The following is a 16,269-nucleotide window of genomic DNA, read 5'->3' as shown; positions in this document are numbered from 1 at the left end:
GGGAGGAGTCTGATTGTGGGAAAAGCAATACGAACGAAGAAGTGGAGTCGTCGATTGAAGGTACTGGCGGCAGCTCTTTTGACAGTGGGTTGTCTGCAAGTGCCTGCATATGCAGCAGGAAATGATGGACAGACGATCCGGGTAGCCATGTTTGCGAATCTGGGCAGTACGTATAAATCAACTACACCACTCATTACGCTTGAATCGACGGGACAATGGAGCATCCAATCGGAGAGTGGCGCAAATGTAAGCCTTCCGGCAGGGCAAGTCCGTTTCAGTGCAGATGGATTCCGAGTGAAAGTGTTGGAAACAGCGGATTTCAAGGCAGCATCTGCAGCAGCAAAATTGTTGCAAGCAACAGCGGATAAACCTTTGCTGTTTACAACGTCTGTGAATGGAAATGCCATTTATCAGCTCTACACAGGCAACTATGCAACGGAGGCACTTGCTGGACAAGCTGTTACACGGGTACAAAAGGTAGCAGCAGCTCAATTGGCTGGTCAAAAGCCAGCTGTAACGGGAAGTAAACGCCTGTCTGCTGGAACCTATGGTTCGATTCAGGAAGCAGAGGCAGCACAAGCCAATCTTTTATCAGCAGGAGTTAGTAGTGTCTATCCAGTCCTTCAACTGAGCGGGGGAAGCCAAGCATACGCGGTATGGGTGGGTGAAGCTTCAACGGATGCGGAATTAACCGCATTGAAGAACAGTGTGGAAACCAAAGCTCTGGGGGTAAGCCTTTCACCTGTCAACAATAGTGCAGGACTCATCATCCGCCAGGACGCAGGATTAAGTACGGATGCACTCAAAACAGCTCCGCATTACACCATTGCAGGTACTGAATCCAAAGCATTGGTACAAGGGAATGGCAATGGTATCAAGGTAGTGGAACGTTCTCAGCGAACATATCGTGGAGATATGGAAATCAGTATCGTAAGTGGTGATCTGGCGTTGGTCAACGTCGTTCCACTGGAGCAATACCTGTACTCTGTCGTAGGGGCAGAGGTGTATTCCTCCTGGCCTGCTGAAGCTCTGAAAGTTCAAGCCGTAGCTGCTCGATCCTACGCGCTTCAACAGGGTGAACGTTTCAAAATTGCGAATGTCGTGGATACAACGCTCAGCCAAGCCTACAACGGGATTGGTTCGGAGAACGATAAAGTAACCAGTGCAGTGGATGCAACTGCTGGAGAAGTGGTCAAGAGCGGTGGGAAAATCATCGAAGCTGTATTCTCCTCTAATGCTGGCGGCCAGACGGCTCATCCTTCTGAGGTATGGAACGGCGGAGCAGGTGTGTTCACCAATGTGGTTAGTTCAGGAGATACATCAGCCCAGGCAGGATTACATACGTGGTACCATGTGCTGCTGAGTTCAGGTGTTAGTGGGTACATTCGTGAGGATAACATCAAAGAATTAACGACCAAGACCAATGCGGGACTGGCAAAAGTAACGGTAACGGCTCAGAACACCAATGTGCGTGCCGTTCCGTTAATTCAATCCACCGTTGAACCTGTAGCCAAAATGAATCCAGGCAACGAAGCTGTTGTACTGGCAAAAGTAGCTCAATCCAACGATTATGCTTGGGTGAGAGGACCTTTCACGTCTGCCCAGTTGGTTAAATCCCTTCAGGGTAAAACAACAGCGTCTGTTCCTGCTTCAATCTCAACCTTGGAAGTGACCAAGCGTGGACCTTCCGGAAGAGCACTTGAAGTCACTGCCAACGGACACGCTATGACGGTGAAATATGCCGATACATACCGCTCTGCACTCGGTGGATTACCGAGCACTCTATTTGATATTGCAGGGACCGGAAGTTATACTGTATTAGGCGCTGACGGCAAAACAGCCAGTAAAACCGGCTCAAATGGTGCCTCTGTATTGTCTTCTTCTGGCGCAGGAACATCATCCGGTAATGCACTTGTGGTTATGAGTGGTGATGGTCAAGCGAGAGCGGTAACGCAGGGTCAGACCTTCATGTTCATCGGTCAGGGCAATGGCCACGGATTGGGCTTGTCCCAATGGGGAGCCAAAGGCATGGCAGATGAAGGGTATGATTACCAGGCAATATTGAAACACTATTATCAAAATGCGACTATTGTTAAGGAATGAAAATAAATGAATGTGAACTTATATGATTTTGAATTACCAGAGCAATTGATAGCACAGACACCGTTGCTTGATCGCACGGCATCCCGTTTGCTCACCTTGAACAAAGATAGTGGTGAGATTAATCATCAAACGTTTCCTGATATTATCGATTTTCTGAATCCCGGTGATACATTGATTCTGAATGATACACGTGTTCTACCAGCCCGTCTGTTCGGTACAAAAGAAGATACCGGAGCAAAAGCGGAAGTGTTATTGCTCAAAAATGTGGAAGGCGACAAGTGGGAAGCACTGGTTAAGCCGGGTAAAAAGCTGAAAGCCGGTTCAGTCATCGTATTCGGTGATGAACTCAAGGCAATCATTGAAGAAGAGGGCGAGATGGGGGCACGTACGCTTACGTTTACGTATGATGGAATCTTCCAAGAGATTTTGGACCGTCTGGGTGAGATGCCGTTGCCACCTTATATCAAGGAGACATTGGATGACCGCGAACGGTATCAGACCGTGTATGCCAAGCATGAAGGATCGGCGGCTGCACCTACAGCGGGACTGCACTTTACGGATGAATTGTTGGATCAGATTCGTGCCAAAGGTGTTAATGTGGCCTTCATCACGCTTCATGTAGGACTGGGAACATTCAGACCAATGTCGGTTGACGTTGTTGAAGATCATGTTATGCATGAGGAGTATTACTCCTTGTCACAAGAAACGGCAGATCTGATTAACCAGACTAAAACGAATGGACACCGTGTTTTTGCGGTTGGAACAACGAGCTGTCGGACTTTGGAAACGGTAGGCAGCAAATTTGAAAATGGAATACTGCAAGCGAGCAGCGGATGGACCAGCATTTTCATCTATCCGGGCTATTCCTTCAAAGTGATCGATGGGATGCTTACGAATTTTCATCTCCCGAAATCCACGTTGGTTATGTTGGTTAGTGCACTAGCAGGCAGGGAACATATTATGCAGGCATATGAGGAAGCCATCCAAGAGAAATACCGGTTCTTCAGCTTCGGCGATGCCATGTTGATATATTAGTATAACGATTAACTTTTAGAGGATGATTAAAACCAATGGCAGCAATTACGTATGAACATATCAAAACTTGCAAACAATCCGGTGCACGTCTGGGACGTGTACATACACCTCACGGTATTATTGAGACACCAACCTTTATGCCAGTAGGTACACAGGCGACTGTCAAAACAATGAGCCCTGAAGAGTTGAAAGAAATGGATGCTCAGATTATTTTGAGTAATACCTATCACCTGTTTCTGAGACCAGGACATGAAATCATCCGTGAAGCTGGCGGGTTGCACAAATTCATGAACTGGGATCGTCCAATTCTGACGGACAGCGGCGGATTCCAAGTGTTTTCTCTCAGCGAGATGCGCAAGATTACGGAAGAAGGCGTTAACTTCCGTTCTCATCTGAATGGAGACAAGAAGTTCCTTTCTCCTGAAGTGGCGATGGAAATCCAGAATGCACTTGGCTCCGATATTATGATGGCGTTTGACGAATGCCCACCGTATCCGGCTGAATATGAATATGTAAAAAAATCACTCGAAAGAACGAGCCGCTGGGCAGAACGTTGTCTCGAAAGTCACGCTCGTCCGCATGACCAAGGTCTGTTTGCCATCGTACAGGGAGGCATGCATGAAGATCTTCGCCGTCAAAGCGCCGCAGATTTGACTTCCATGGATTTCCCGGGGTATGCTATTGGTGGACTGAGTGTTGGAGAACCGAAACATTTGATGTATGGTGTATTGGATTATACGTTACCTTTGTTGCCATCCAATAAACCACGTTATTTGATGGGGGTAGGTTCGCCCGATGCGTTGATTGAGGGATCAATTCGTGGAGTGGACATGTTCGACTGTGTTCTGCCAACTCGGATTGCCCGTAACGGAACAACGATGACCAGCCAAGGACGTCTGGTAGTTCGCAATGCCAAGTTTGCAACTGATTTTGGGCCACTTGACCCTGAATGTGATTGCTACACTTGTCGCAACTATTCCAGAGCTTATCTGCGTCATTTGATCAAAGCAGATGAAACATTTGGCCTGCGTTTGACAACGATCCATAATCTTCATTTCTTGCAGAATCTGATGCGTAATGTACGTAAAGCCATTATGGAAGATCGTTTGCTTGATTTCCGGGATGAATTTTTCGATCAATATGGTCTTCATGACAATGACAAAGGTTTCTGATTGAGTTTTTGAGGAAACCGGCGTAACAAGCAATATCTGTATGTATAGTCGATAAGGGGGAGTTTGAATGTTTCAAGGAATGCCTCTAGCAGGAGCGCAAGGCGGTGGGATCGTATCTTTGATTGTACCTTTAGTACTCATGGTTGCGATTTTCTACTTCTTAATGATTCGTCCACAGAACAAAAAGCAAAAGCAACGGAATTCCATGCTAAGCCAATTGAAAAAAGGCGATAAAATTGTAACGATTGGTGGCCTTCACGGTACGATCGCTGAGATTACGGACGATGTGGTTGTATTGCGTGTAAACGATGTAACTAAGCTTACATTTGACCGTAATGCAATCAGCACGGCTGTAGCTCGTGATACGGCTGTTGAATAGTTACTGTAACATAGAATAACGAGGGTGCGTTTGTGGCGTATTCCCTAGTAGAGAACCGGATCTCCTTGGAGACCCGGTTCTCTTTTTTGATTTATGAGGGAAGGTCGATGTTCTTTACCAGTCAGTTAGGAGCGATGCGTATTAACACCGAACATGCCACCGAGAGCTGAAATGAAGAACGCGCTAAGCAGTTGTAAACTATCCTTCCAATTAAACGAAGCATCCAGCGCGAGAAATCCGATCAACAGCACAAGCAGTCCATATACGATTCCGGTAATCCCTCCGTAGTACCATCCTTTTTCACCAGAACGTTTGCCTGCGACAAAACCACCAACCAATAATGACAAGCCATGAACAACATAGGTATACAATGAGAGGTCCTGTTCCCGCATTCCGCTCATCCAGAGAAACAAGGAGAGAATAAATGCCCCGATAAACATCCATACAAAAGCCTGACAGAGGCCTGACAGAATCGGATTGGACACTCGAAACGAAACCAAGCGGCGGATCAATTGCATGAAGCAACCCCCTTGTACAAGTTATAAGTTAATACAGTGTATGGTCAAGCCTTCGGACTTATGAACTGTTTTCCATTAAATGAACGGATTATTTCTGCATGAGCATGTAAGGTTCAGGTCAAAATAGGGATTGCACTACCCAGCTAACTGTTAAAAACTCAGTTTCGAAGGAGGACCCCTGTTGTGAACTTCCCAGATGTCGGATCACATATCTTTCGAACCATTCTCATGTACTTTCTGGTGTACTGTGCAATGAGGGTTATGGGTAAACGTGAGATTGGTAAGCTATCCATGTTTGATCTTGTTGTCTCCATTATGCTTGCTGAAATGGCTGCTTTTGTCATTGAAGATATTGATAAACCGCTCTCTCACGGGATTGCCCCCATGCTTACCTTGATCATTGTACAGATCGGAATGGCCTTTATAGGCCTTAAAAGTCGGCGTCTTCGCCTGATGATTGATGGGAAACCTACTGTTTTGATCTCCAAAGGCGTTCTTCACCGGGATGAGATGCGGAAGCAACGATATAATCTGGATGATCTATTACAACAACTCCGTGAACAGAATGTAGACAGTATCGGTGAGGTTGATTTCGCTATTTTGGAGACCACAGGCAAGCTGACCGTTTTTCCCAAGGATGAGAATACTTCTAACGGCAGCAGTTCTTCCGGCTCTGATTCAGAAGGGGTTTCTTCCGGTAAATCCAAAACAGAGAAAAATCAGATTGACGGATTTCCAAATATCAAATATGAAGGTCTGCCACTCCCCTTAATTATGGACGGAAAGGTCCAGGATCAGAATCTGGAGATCATCCAGAAAACGAGATTTTGGCTGAAAAATCAAATTCAACAGAACGGAATTATGGATTTCAAAGATGTATTTATATGCTCCATTGACCACAATGGGAAGATATATGTCAGTCCAAAAGATGATAAAAAATGAAAATCATTTGCCTGAGCGGCGCTTGAACCATGAACCAATTAAAGGAGCACGGGACAGATCATGAAAGTCAATCATTTTGGTCCAGCCCATGACGATGAAATACACGATAAGCCCGACAAAAGGAGCGAGAAGCATCCTCACCCAAAAAGGCAATATCATGGCAGTCTCTTCGTATACGAGTAGGGTTGCTGCTCCCATAATAAACATTCCTGCACCCGTCTTGACCCAATCCATCATTTTGAAGCGGAACTGTAGCAGACTGCGTACGCTTTGGGCATGTAACAGGGTAACTACCGTAGAATTCGCACAGATGGCGATGACTGCACCGAAGATGCCATATTCAGGCCGGGAAGCAAGCGTTAAAATCAACGTAATTTTGATAACAGCACCGATAAACGTATTTAGCAATGCTTTACCCGGACGGTCAAGAGCTTGTAATGCAGCTTGAAGAGGAGCTTGAATATAAATGAACAAAGCAAAAGGAGCCATTAGCTTCAGCATGCTTCCGATCGATGCATCATTATACAGAACAAGACACATCGGTTCGGCAAGCACATACATAAACACGGAAAACGGAGCACCTGTCACAAGTGCCAAGCGTAATGCCTGATGCATTCTTTTGTGAATCAGTGCGCGATCTCCCTGAGCAGAAGCTTCGGACAGTGAAGGCACAAGTGATGTCGCGAGCGATGAGGTTAGTGCCCCCGGCAGCAGCAGCAAAGGAATAATCATACCTTGTAATGCACCATATTGTGCTGTAGCGAGCCCTTTGGATATGCCTGCCAGAGCCAGACTCTGGGCAGTAACGATGGTTTCGGCCAAATAGGATAAGGAGCCAACCAATCGGCCTGCTGTAACAGGAATAGAGATTGCAAGCAAACGCCGGATTAATCCGGGCTGTGGAGTACCCGCCTCTTTCAGAACTGAAGGTATTGGGTTTAAAGGTATGGCTGAAGGTTTGGTTGTGAGATTGGACATGTTCTGTTGCATAGCGAGCGGTAACTCTTTCTTCTGCCTGTTATACTTCCACAAGAGTACAAGCATACCGCCGAATTCTCCAACGAGCGCTCCCAGCATGGCACCAGCAGCAGCTTGGGCAATACCGTGGGGGAGGAGAAGCCAGGCAAACCAAATGACACAGACGATACGAATGATGGTTTCAACAATGGATGAAATGGCAGTAGGCATCATGTTTTGCTTACCTTGGAAATACCCTCTGTAGACAGCAGATACGGCGATAATGGCAATCATGGGGCTCATACTAACGAACGTATGGTATACCCGCTCATCTGTGAGCACGTACTTGGTAACCCAGGGTGCAAATAGGATGCATAAAAACATGAATACTACACCCAAGGTCAACGTAAAGCTTAAGCTTACTTGCAGGATTCGCTGGGGGGAATAACGATTGGCACCGGTATCAGCTTCGGCTACGAGCTTGGCTACGGCGAGCGGAATACCACCCGTAATTAATGTCACCAGTACGATAAAAAAGGGATAGCTCAATTGGTAGATGCCAACACCTTCTGCACCAATGACTCGTGGCAGCGCAATGCGCGGGATGAAACCAAGTATTCGATTAATTATGCCTGCCGCGAGCAGGATCATGGCCCCCTGAATAAATGTCTGTTTCTTCAAGACTACCCCTCTTTCCCGGTTGAAAGTACAGGCTATCAACATAAACGGGACAAAGCCGTTGTTCTTCATCCTATGCCAGTCCTTTATCTTCTCATGACAACTTGGACACGATTAACAAAAAGAACCATATTCAGCAAGAAGGAATATGATCAGGCGAAGTCGAATCATGTAATATTGATGCCGCATAAAGGCTTGGATGTACGAAGGGAGGCTCCCCGTTGGAAGAAATGAATGATGTGGAGTTGGAACAGTCAATAGAGATGCTCTGCCGTAGCAAAGCGGAAGAATTAAGGCTTGTCGGTTACGAATATGTCACCAGCAAAGATGTCTGGAATTGCGTCAGTCATAAATATGAAAAACAGGGCATTCCACCGCTTCACCAGCTGGTGAACGACATTTTGTCACTGAAAGCAACAAGCTTTATGAACTTTATGACCGTGTCTGCATACCGGGGGTCCTCTTTCTAGACGAAAGGGATCTTTTTTGTTGAAAATTGACTGCTTTTTACGGCATCGCTATAATAGGAATATTGAGAACGAAAGGGGATCTAGGAACGGCATGAAAAGAATTATCAGTTTCATTCTGGTCGTGCTTGTCACCACAGGGGTAATGGTGGGAACAAGCCCGGAACTGCTCAAAAATATACGCTTGGGCCTTGATTTAAAGGGAGGCTACGAGATCTTATATGAAGCAGAGCCGCTCGAAGCAGGTCAACAAGTCACCAAAGCATCTTTGGTGCAAACGGCCAAAAGTCTTGAAAGCCGCGCCAATGCGCTCGGAACAAGCGAACCGGAGGTAACCACTGAAGGAAGCAACCGGATTCGATTGAAGTTGGCAGGGGTTACGGATGAGGCTGAAGTTAGAGCCAAAATGAAAGAACCGGCTGTTTTGACCTTCCGTAGTAAAGCTGAGAACGACAAGGAAGGCGAATACACCAAAATTGAGCTTCGCGGAAATGAATTTGTTGAGAATGCAGCCAAAGTTGTGTTCACTCAATTGAATGAGCCGATGATTGACATTCAAGTGAAAGACAAAGCCAAATTTTCCGAGATTACCAAACGTTTGATCGGACAACCTCTCGCGATTTATTTGGACGATGAGCTGTTATCTGCTCCAACCGTTAGACAACAGTTGACAGATGGTTCCGCTCAGATTTCGGGTGCTTACACACGTGACGAAGCAAACCAGCTTCGTGACACCATTAACCTGGGTGCATTGCCACTAAAACTTACAGAGAAGTATTCACAAAGTGTTGGTGCAACACTTGGTAAGCTTTCTTTGGATCAGACCATTAAAGCGGGATTGATTGGTTCCGTTATTATTCTAGTGTTCATGATTGGGCTTTATCGCATTCCTGGTATTATTGCGAGTTTTGCCTTGATCACACATACGTGGCTGGTACTTGCAATCTTCTATATGGGAGAATTCGTACTTACCCTTCCAGGTATTGCGGCGTTTATCCTGGGTATAGGGATGGCGGTCGATGCCAATATCATCACGTACGAACGGATTAAGGAAGAGATGCGAAGTGGTAAGTCGATTTTGTCATCGGTTAAAGCGGGGAGCAAACATTCCTTCCGTACAATCATTGACTCCAATGTCACTACCATTATTGCGGCCGCTGTTATGTTCTTCCTGGGTACAGGTGCGGTTAAAGGTTTTGCACTCGTGCTGATCTTTGATATTGTCACCAGTATCATCACGAATATTTTCTTCTCCCGCTTCCTGTTGACCCTGCTCGTACGGGCTAACGTGTTGAAGAAGCCTAAGTACTTCGGAGTGAAGGAGAGTGAAATTCGTGCGCTTTAATTGGAATTATGATTATGTTAAAGGTAGTAAGATTGCCTATATCTTCTCGATTATTCTGACGATTACGGGGATCATCAGCATTCTGGCTTTGGGTTTGAATTATGCCGTTGATTTCCGTGCTGGATCGAATGTGGATATCTCGGTATCCAAAGCAATCACAGCGGAGCAGATTAAACCTATCGTTAAGGACATCGGTGTTGATGAGGGTGATGTTACCATTACACCGGGGGCTGACCGTGTAAATGTTCGTTTCTCCAATGAACTGGATGAGACCCAAGAGAGCAAATTTAAACAGGAATTTAGCAAACTGGATGCATCGGCTTCCTATGAAGTAAATACCGTTGATCCAGAGATGGCCAAAGAATTGGAGCGCAACGCGATCTACGCGGTACTCATTGCAAGTATCGGGATCATGATCTATGTTGCGATCCGGTTTGAGTGGCGCTTTGGTTTGGCTGCGGTTATCGCACTCTTCCATGACGCATTTGTCGTAATAAGTGTGTTCTCCATCTTCCGTTTGGAAGTCGATCTGACCTTTATTACTGCAGTATTGACTATTGTCGGGTTCTCGATCAACGATACGATCGTTATCTTTGACCGGATTCGTGAGAATCTGCGTTTTGCCAAAAAGACAACCAAAGCCGACTTGCGTGAGGTAGTCAATCGCAGTTTGGCTCAAACGATGACACGTTCCCTGAATACAACATTCACCGTGTTTGCAGCTTCAATCTGTTTGTTCATATTTGGTGGAGAATCCATTCGCATGTTCTCGCTTGCGATGGTTATCGGAACACTGTTTGGTGCATATTCTTCAATCTATATCGCCGCTCCACTATGGCTGATGCTCAAAGGTAAACAAGTGGATAAGCCAAAAACAGTAGCTAAAGAATCTAACTAAACATCTTATTGTGAAGCCGCGTCTGCCAGGCGCGGTTTTGCAACTTTATGTACAGAATTAAGGGGGAATATTCATGACCAGAGAACATATCCCATCTGTTCAGGCTGCCACATGGAGCGGTATTGCCGGTAATATGGGACTTGCGGTGATCAAAGCGGGAGTCGGTTATATGGCAAACAGCAAATCATTGCTCGCTGACGGCTTGTATTCTGCTACTGAAGCTGGTTCTGCCCTGGCTGGTCTCTTTCCCTCCAAGTCTGTACGCGATAAGAGCAAGGCTCGCAGGGGACGGTATAAAGAACATTCAAGTGTTGCTAGACCCGGAATCTCAGTATTGTTATCTGTGCTGATTCTAATGGGTGGATTACAGCTTGCGATCTCCGCATTGGGTAGTCTCTCCGGAAGTGAACCGGAAGCACCCGGCAAGTCGGTACTTTTGGTGGCTGTTGCAGCTTTGGCTGTGAAAGAAGCGATTTTTCAATTTCAGTACAGATATTTCCGTAAACGAAACCAGTCTCAGGCGCTGGCCTATGCACAGCAACATCGCCGTGCACTCTATTGTTCGCTCACCGTGTTAATCGGCATTATAGGATCGATGGCTGGTGAAGAGACGGGTTTGAGCATGCTGCTCTACCTGGACCCCACGGCTGCGTTGATTGCTTCCTGTTTTGTGCTTCACAAGGGTTACCGAATGATTGTGGACACAGTCTATGGTTCACTCGTTCAGGAGCTGGAGCAGGAAGAAGCGTCCGATTTTAAAGAGACCGTACAGCGGGTATATGGCATCATTACCATTGAGCATTTGGTTGCACGTGAACAGGAACATGACGTTACGATTGAGCTGGTCATTAGTGTGAATCCGAGGATCTCGATACTGGAAGCACAGGAGATTGCAAATCGTGCCAAGACATTACTGCTCACCCGTTTCAGTCATGTGAAAGAAGTACAGATTCAAGCGATACCTTATGATCCAGGTTATCCCTATAAATCCAATCATGAACTGCCCGATCACGAAGCGACATTAATTCAGTAGTGAAGCGTGGGTCCAGTAGATCAGGAAAGGAGCGTTATCATTGCTTTATTCGCAATACCGGTGGAATACACCGAATATCGATTTGGAGGCGGCTGCGGGACTCTCGCAGGCGCTTTCCGTTTCACCCCTTGTTGGACGTTTGCTTGTGAGTCGAGGAGTGCACAATGAGAAGGAGGCCGAACGTTTTTTGCATCCTGACCTGAATCAGATGCATGATCCCTATCTGCTCCTCGGCATGAATGAAGCTGTGCCACGTATCAAGCTGGCATTGGAGCGGGAAGAACATATTTTGATCTACGGGGATTATGACGCTGATGGCGTATCCAGCACATCGCTCATGATCCATTTGATGCGTCATCTTGGGGCTTCGTACGATATATATATCCCTCATCGCTCGAATGAAGGGTATGGATTGCACAACCATGCGTTGGATTGGGCGCATCAGCAAGGCGTTTCATTGATTATTACCGTGGACACCGGAATCAGTGCTGTTGAACAGATTGCCTATGCGGCCACGCTGGGCATCGAAGTCATTGTGACAGATCACCATGAGCCGCCTGAAATTTTGCCCGAAGCCTTTACACTTATTAATCCAAAACTTCCGGGATGCCCGTATCCTTTTAAAGGTTTGGCAGGAGCGGGAGTAGCCTTGAAGCTCGCTCAGGCATTAATCGGGGAAGTGCCCGGTGAATGGATGGAGATTGCGGCCATCGGCACCGTTGCCGATCTGATGCCTTTGGAAGGGGAGAACCGGGTTATTGTCAGTTATGGAATAGAATCGATGCGTGGTTCACGTCTTCCTGGTGTAAGTGCATTGCTGGAAATCAGTGGTGTGGATCAGAGTCAGGTGACTTCCATTAATATTGCCTTTGCCATGGCACCTCGTATTAATGCCAGTGGACGTTTGGATCATGCCGGGAGAGCGGTATCGCTTCTCACCACCGAGAATCTGGATGAAGCTCATACGCTTGCGGGCCAGCTTGATCTATTGAATCGGGAGCGGCAGCAAGTCGTAGAGGGCATATTACAAGAAGCAACTGCACAGTTGGAACAAAAGATACAGCTTCGTTCAGGATCCGTTCCAGATGTAATCGTATTGGCTGGTGAGGGCTGGAACGTTGGAGTGGTTGGTATTGTGGCTTCCAAATTGCTGGAGCGTTATTACCGACCTACACTTATCCTTGGGATCGATCCAGAGAGCGGTGTCTGCAAGGGCTCTGCGCGCTCCATTGAGGGCTTGGATATCTATCAGGCACTCACAGTCAATAAACACACTATGGACCATTACGGGGGACACCCTGCAGCAGCAGGTATGACCTTGCATCGGGATCAGCTGGAGGAACTTGAGGCTGGTTTGAATGAGTTTGCTGCATCTGTATTAACTGAAGAGGACTTTGTACCTCAACGTCTTGCGGATGATGAATGCAGAATCAGTGATGTTCCGCTGAAAGTGATCCAGGAGATCGACAGATTGCAGCCTTTTGGAATGAGCAATCCTTCGCCACGGTTTGTATTGAGAAGTGTAACTGTGAAGGAAACCAGAACAATGGGACGAGAGAAACGCCATCTGAAACTGGTTCTGGAACAGGATGGTCAGCAACTGGAAACCGTCGCTTTTGGCAAGGGAGCGTTAGCAGATTTTCTTCTCCCAGGTTCCGTTATTGATGTGATGGGAGAACTGTCCATCAATGAATGGAATGGGATGAGAAAACCTCAATTGATGCTTCAGGACATTCATGTTCCTCAGGTCCAAGTGTTTGATTTGCGCGGTAATGCCGAGCCATTAAATGCGATGAAACATTTCTTGAGCTCACTTGAGGTGCATCTGCGATATAAATCTGGTTCTGTTGGTGCTATTGTTCGGAAAGAAACAGATGTTTCCGAGGGAAATTCATTGTATGAACCTTGCCTTTGGGTATATGATAGAAAGGTCGGGTTATTTCCGTGTAATGCTGCTGCACAGCATTATGGACAGGAACAAGTCCGGACGTTATTTGTGTTTGATACGCCGGAAACCCCGGAACAACTTAATGCCATGCTGGCTTTGTTCAGTGGAGCTGAGAATATCATCCTTCTGCACGGATCAGGCAACCGCCGAGATCGCCTTCAGATGCCTTCCAGAGAACTCTTTAAGCGTATTTATATGCAGGTGTTGAAATGGAAAGCTGAACCCGTGGAGGAACAAGAGATTACTCCTGTGCTCAGTCGTCAGTGTGGTTGTTCGCCGCGCATGATTACGATGATGTTGGATGTATTCGAAGAGTTATCCTTCATTACCCGTGATAACGGCAAAATTGCGTTTGTGGATAACCCGCCTAAGCGTGAACTAACCGCTTCACGTCACTATCAGGCGCTCGAAAATATGGCCGAGATAGAACAGGTGATGCTGGATGCAGCCACACCGCAACTGACACAATGGATGATATCCCGGATGAAGGGCGTATCTTAGATGGAAGTTTGTGTATTTATTTTAGGAGGAGATTATTTTGGATTTTAAAGATTATATTCGTGTCATTCCTGACTTTCCACAACCGGGAATCAGCTTTAAGGACATTACAACATTGTTGAAGGATGGAGAAATGTACCGCAATGCGATCAATGAACTGAAAGTGATGGTTTCTGATCTCAAAATTGACGTTATTGCTGGACCTGAAGCACGTGGTTTCGTTGTGGGCGCCCCTCTGGCATACGCTCTTGGTGTCGGTTTTGCTCCGATTCGCAAAAGTGGAAAACTGCCTGGAGAGACGATTGAAGTTGGTTATGATCTCGAGTATGGCAAGGATACACTCGCGATGCACACAGATGCGATTGAAAAAGGTCAAAATGTCCTGATCGCTGATGATCTGCTCGCAACGGGTGGAACGATTGCAACTTCCATCAACTTGATTGAACAATTGGGGGGTAAAGTTGTCGGAGCTGCCTTCCTGATTGAGCTGTCTGATCTGAATGGTCGTGCTAAATTGCCAGAAATCGATGTATTCACATTGATGAATTATTAAGCTGAAAGCTCCACATGTACCGCTGTGACGAAACATGAATTGTTTTTTCCGTTTCCCGGGAAATAATATACAGCATTAATGATTATCAAAAAGCCTGTTCTTCCAACTGTAAGGTTAGGGAGAACAGGCTTTTTGATGTGTATACGATGGAAATTAATCGGGCGTTTTTTCAGTGATAGGCTGTTTACGCGAATCGTCATTCAACCAACCTAGCACTTCAAACAGTTTGAACAACAAGCTCATCAGGATTCCGACGATGGTTGCCAATGCCATCCCTTTCAGATGAACGCCATAGAAGGTAACTTCTGTACCACTCAGTCCAATGACCAATACAAGTGTAGTAAGCAGCAGATTGGTCGGTTTGGCAAAATCGACTTTCTGTTCAACCAGAATACGCAGACCAGATGCTGCAATAACCCCGAACAGAAGCAGGGATACGCCACCCATAACTGGCACAGGAATATTGGCTACAAGCGCCGAGAATGTTCCTGAGAAGGAGAGTACGATTGCAATGACTGCTGCGCCACCAATGACATATGTGGAGTATACGCGAGTCAGGGCCATTACACCGATGTTCTCACCATAGGTTGTATTGGGAGTTGATCCCACAAAACCGGACAGAATGGTGGAGACCCCATTACCAAGCAGGGAACGATGAAGCCCAGGGTCTTTCGAAAGATCTTTGCCTACAATGCTGCTCGTTACAAGCAAATGTCCAATATGTTCAACGATAACCACAAGCGCTACAGGTAAAATGGTGAAAATAACGGACCAGTCAAATGTAGGCGTTGTTACGGTTGGTAGTGAGATGAAATCAGCATTTCCAATAGCCTGTTTATCAACCAGACCCATAGAATAGCCGAGGATATAACCGACTACAATACCGATTAGAATATGAATGATTTTGGGGAATCCACGGAACGTTACGGCCCCAATGACAGTGATACCAAGCGTGGCCATGGATAAAATAATGGGTTTGGCCTGCGGCACCCAGTTCGGGTTGGCAACAGGATCAGAGTTAATCAGACCTGCCATACCGGCAGCCACGGGTACAAGCTCCAGTCCGATCAGAGCAACGATGGCGCCCATAACCGCTGGTGGGAAGACTACGTTAATCCATCCGGTACCCGCAAATTTAATAATGAGGGCCACGAAACAGAAAACAAGTCCTGTTATGATAAAAGCTCCAAGTGCCATGGAGTAGCCATTCTCAGGATGTTGTTTTAATACCATTGTGACAGGAGCAATAAAGGCAAAACTGGACCCGAGATATGCAGGAATCTTTCCTTTACACATCAGTATGTACAACAGTGTTCCAATTCCGTTCATCAGCAGGATCATACTTGGATCAACACCAAACAGGTTTGGTACAAGCACCGTGCTGCCAAACATGGCGAACAAATGCTGAAGGCTAAGCAGTGAACCTGAGCCAAGTGGCATCTTTTGATTAACCTGAATTTCGCGTTGCAATGAATTTCATCTCCTTTTCCGAAACACAAACTTTCAATAGATTACAGAGTTTCTCTTAATTAATCAATAACATTTTTGACGTAACAGAGCGATAGAATTAATATTTTCATGAATTTTCCTTCTATTTCAGCAAATAACGGCAATAATACATAAGAAATAAGAAATACATCCAATCCCCTGTGAGTCATAGGGAAACGAGATAGAAGTAATTCAGATCACCAATATAAAAATTGGATAAGCGCTCTTATTCGTCAGCAGTTGACGGGAAACGGG

Annotated in this window: 14 protein-coding genes; 11 read left to right on the top strand and 3 right to left on the bottom strand. The window is 46.2% G+C overall.

Translation table 11 applies throughout. From position 1 onward, the window contains the following. Positions 1-15 precede the first annotated feature (15 nt). From MHI48_RS23975 to yajC, 4 genes are all read left to right on the top strand, one after another. Positions 16-2,103, top strand: a complete 2,088-nt coding sequence (locus MHI48_RS23975; protein ID WP_143781167.1) for a SpoIID/LytB domain-containing protein — start codon at positions 16-18, stop codon at positions 2,101-2,103. A 6-nt stretch (positions 2,104-2,109) separates the two neighbouring features. Further along, entirely contained in the window at positions 2,110-3,138 is a 1,029-nt protein-coding gene (gene queA / locus MHI48_RS23970) for a tRNA preQ1(34) S-adenosylmethionine ribosyltransferase-isomerase QueA (protein WP_076252968.1), read from the top strand. A 35-nt stretch (positions 3,139-3,173) separates the two neighbouring features. After that, a complete protein-coding gene (gene tgt, locus MHI48_RS23965) occupies positions 3,174-4,310 on the top strand; it encodes a tRNA guanosine(34) transglycosylase Tgt (protein ID WP_036616872.1) in 1,137 nt (378 codons plus the stop codon). A gap of 67 nt (positions 4,311-4,377) precedes the next feature. Beyond that, the gene (gene yajC, locus MHI48_RS23960; protein ID WP_036616875.1) at positions 4,378-4,689 is read left to right on the top strand and encodes a preprotein translocase subunit YajC; all 312 of its coding nucleotides are present in this window, start codon (positions 4,378-4,380) and stop codon (positions 4,687-4,689) included. Positions 4,690-4,814: 125 nt separating this feature from the next. Here yajC and MHI48_RS23955 read toward each other — a convergent pair whose 3' ends face one another. Beyond that, positions 4,815-5,207, bottom strand: a complete 393-nt coding sequence (locus MHI48_RS23955) for a TIGR04086 family membrane protein (RefSeq protein ID WP_036616878.1) — start codon at positions 5,205-5,207, stop codon at positions 4,815-4,817. A 228-nt stretch (positions 5,208-5,435) separates the two neighbouring features. On the opposite strand from MHI48_RS23955, the gene MHI48_RS23950 reads away from it, so the two are divergent. Next, positions 5,436-6,149, top strand: coding sequence for a DUF421 domain-containing protein (locus MHI48_RS23950; protein ID WP_076320357.1), 714 nt, complete (start codon positions 5,436-5,438; stop codon positions 6,147-6,149). A gap of 3 nt (positions 6,150-6,152) precedes the next feature. Here MHI48_RS23950 and spoVB read toward each other — a convergent pair whose 3' ends face one another. Then, on the bottom strand, positions 6,153-7,787 hold the full coding sequence (gene spoVB / locus MHI48_RS23945) for a stage V sporulation protein B (RefSeq protein WP_076320344.1): 1,635 nt from the start codon (positions 7,785-7,787) through the stop codon (positions 6,153-6,155). Between the two features lie 227 nt (positions 7,788-8,014). Between spoVB and MHI48_RS23940 the strand changes: the two genes are divergently transcribed. The 6 genes from MHI48_RS23940 to MHI48_RS23915 all read left to right on the top strand — a co-directional run bounded on the left by MHI48_RS23940 (position 8,015) and on the right by MHI48_RS23915 (position 14,526). After that, positions 8,015-8,254, top strand: a complete 240-nt coding sequence (locus MHI48_RS23940) for a post-transcriptional regulator (RefSeq protein WP_036617497.1) — start codon at positions 8,015-8,017, stop codon at positions 8,252-8,254. Between the two features lie 91 nt (positions 8,255-8,345). Beyond that, a complete protein-coding gene (secD, locus tag MHI48_RS23935; RefSeq protein ID WP_076252966.1) occupies positions 8,346-9,596 on the top strand; it encodes a protein translocase subunit SecD in 1,251 nt (416 codons plus the stop codon). Then, a complete protein-coding gene (gene secF, locus MHI48_RS23930) occupies positions 9,586-10,494 on the top strand; it encodes a protein translocase subunit SecF (RefSeq protein ID WP_076320345.1) in 909 nt (302 codons plus the stop codon). Before secD ends, secF begins: the two co-directional genes overlap by 11 nt. A gap of 73 nt (positions 10,495-10,567) precedes the next feature. Continuing rightward, positions 10,568-11,527, top strand: coding sequence for a cation diffusion facilitator family transporter (locus tag MHI48_RS23925; RefSeq protein ID WP_076320346.1), 960 nt, complete (start codon positions 10,568-10,570; stop codon positions 11,525-11,527). A 40-nt stretch (positions 11,528-11,567) separates the two neighbouring features. Beyond that, a complete protein-coding gene (gene recJ / locus MHI48_RS23920; RefSeq protein WP_047844085.1) occupies positions 11,568-13,976 on the top strand; it encodes a single-stranded-DNA-specific exonuclease RecJ in 2,409 nt (802 codons plus the stop codon). 37 nt (positions 13,977-14,013) lie between these two features. Continuing rightward, positions 14,014-14,526: an adenine phosphoribosyltransferase gene (locus MHI48_RS23915; protein ID WP_017686780.1), complete on the top strand. Its 513-nt coding sequence runs from the start codon at positions 14,014-14,016 to the stop codon at positions 14,524-14,526. A gap of 153 nt (positions 14,527-14,679) precedes the next feature. On the opposite strand, the gene uraA is transcribed toward MHI48_RS23915, so the two are convergent. Further along, positions 14,680-15,996 (bottom strand): uracil permease, encoded by a 1,317-nt coding sequence (gene uraA / locus MHI48_RS23910; RefSeq protein ID WP_076320347.1) that lies wholly within the window; start codon positions 15,994-15,996, stop codon positions 14,680-14,682. Positions 15,997-16,269: the final 273 nt, after the last annotated feature.

The sequence above is a fragment of the Paenibacillus sp. FSL H7-0942 genome, from assembly GCF_045040715.1.
Lineage (GTDB): Bacteria > Bacillota > Bacilli > Paenibacillales > Paenibacillaceae > Paenibacillus > Paenibacillus amylolyticus.
Note: the sequence above shows the minus strand (reverse complement) of the source record. Positions and strands in the feature narration are given on the sequence as shown.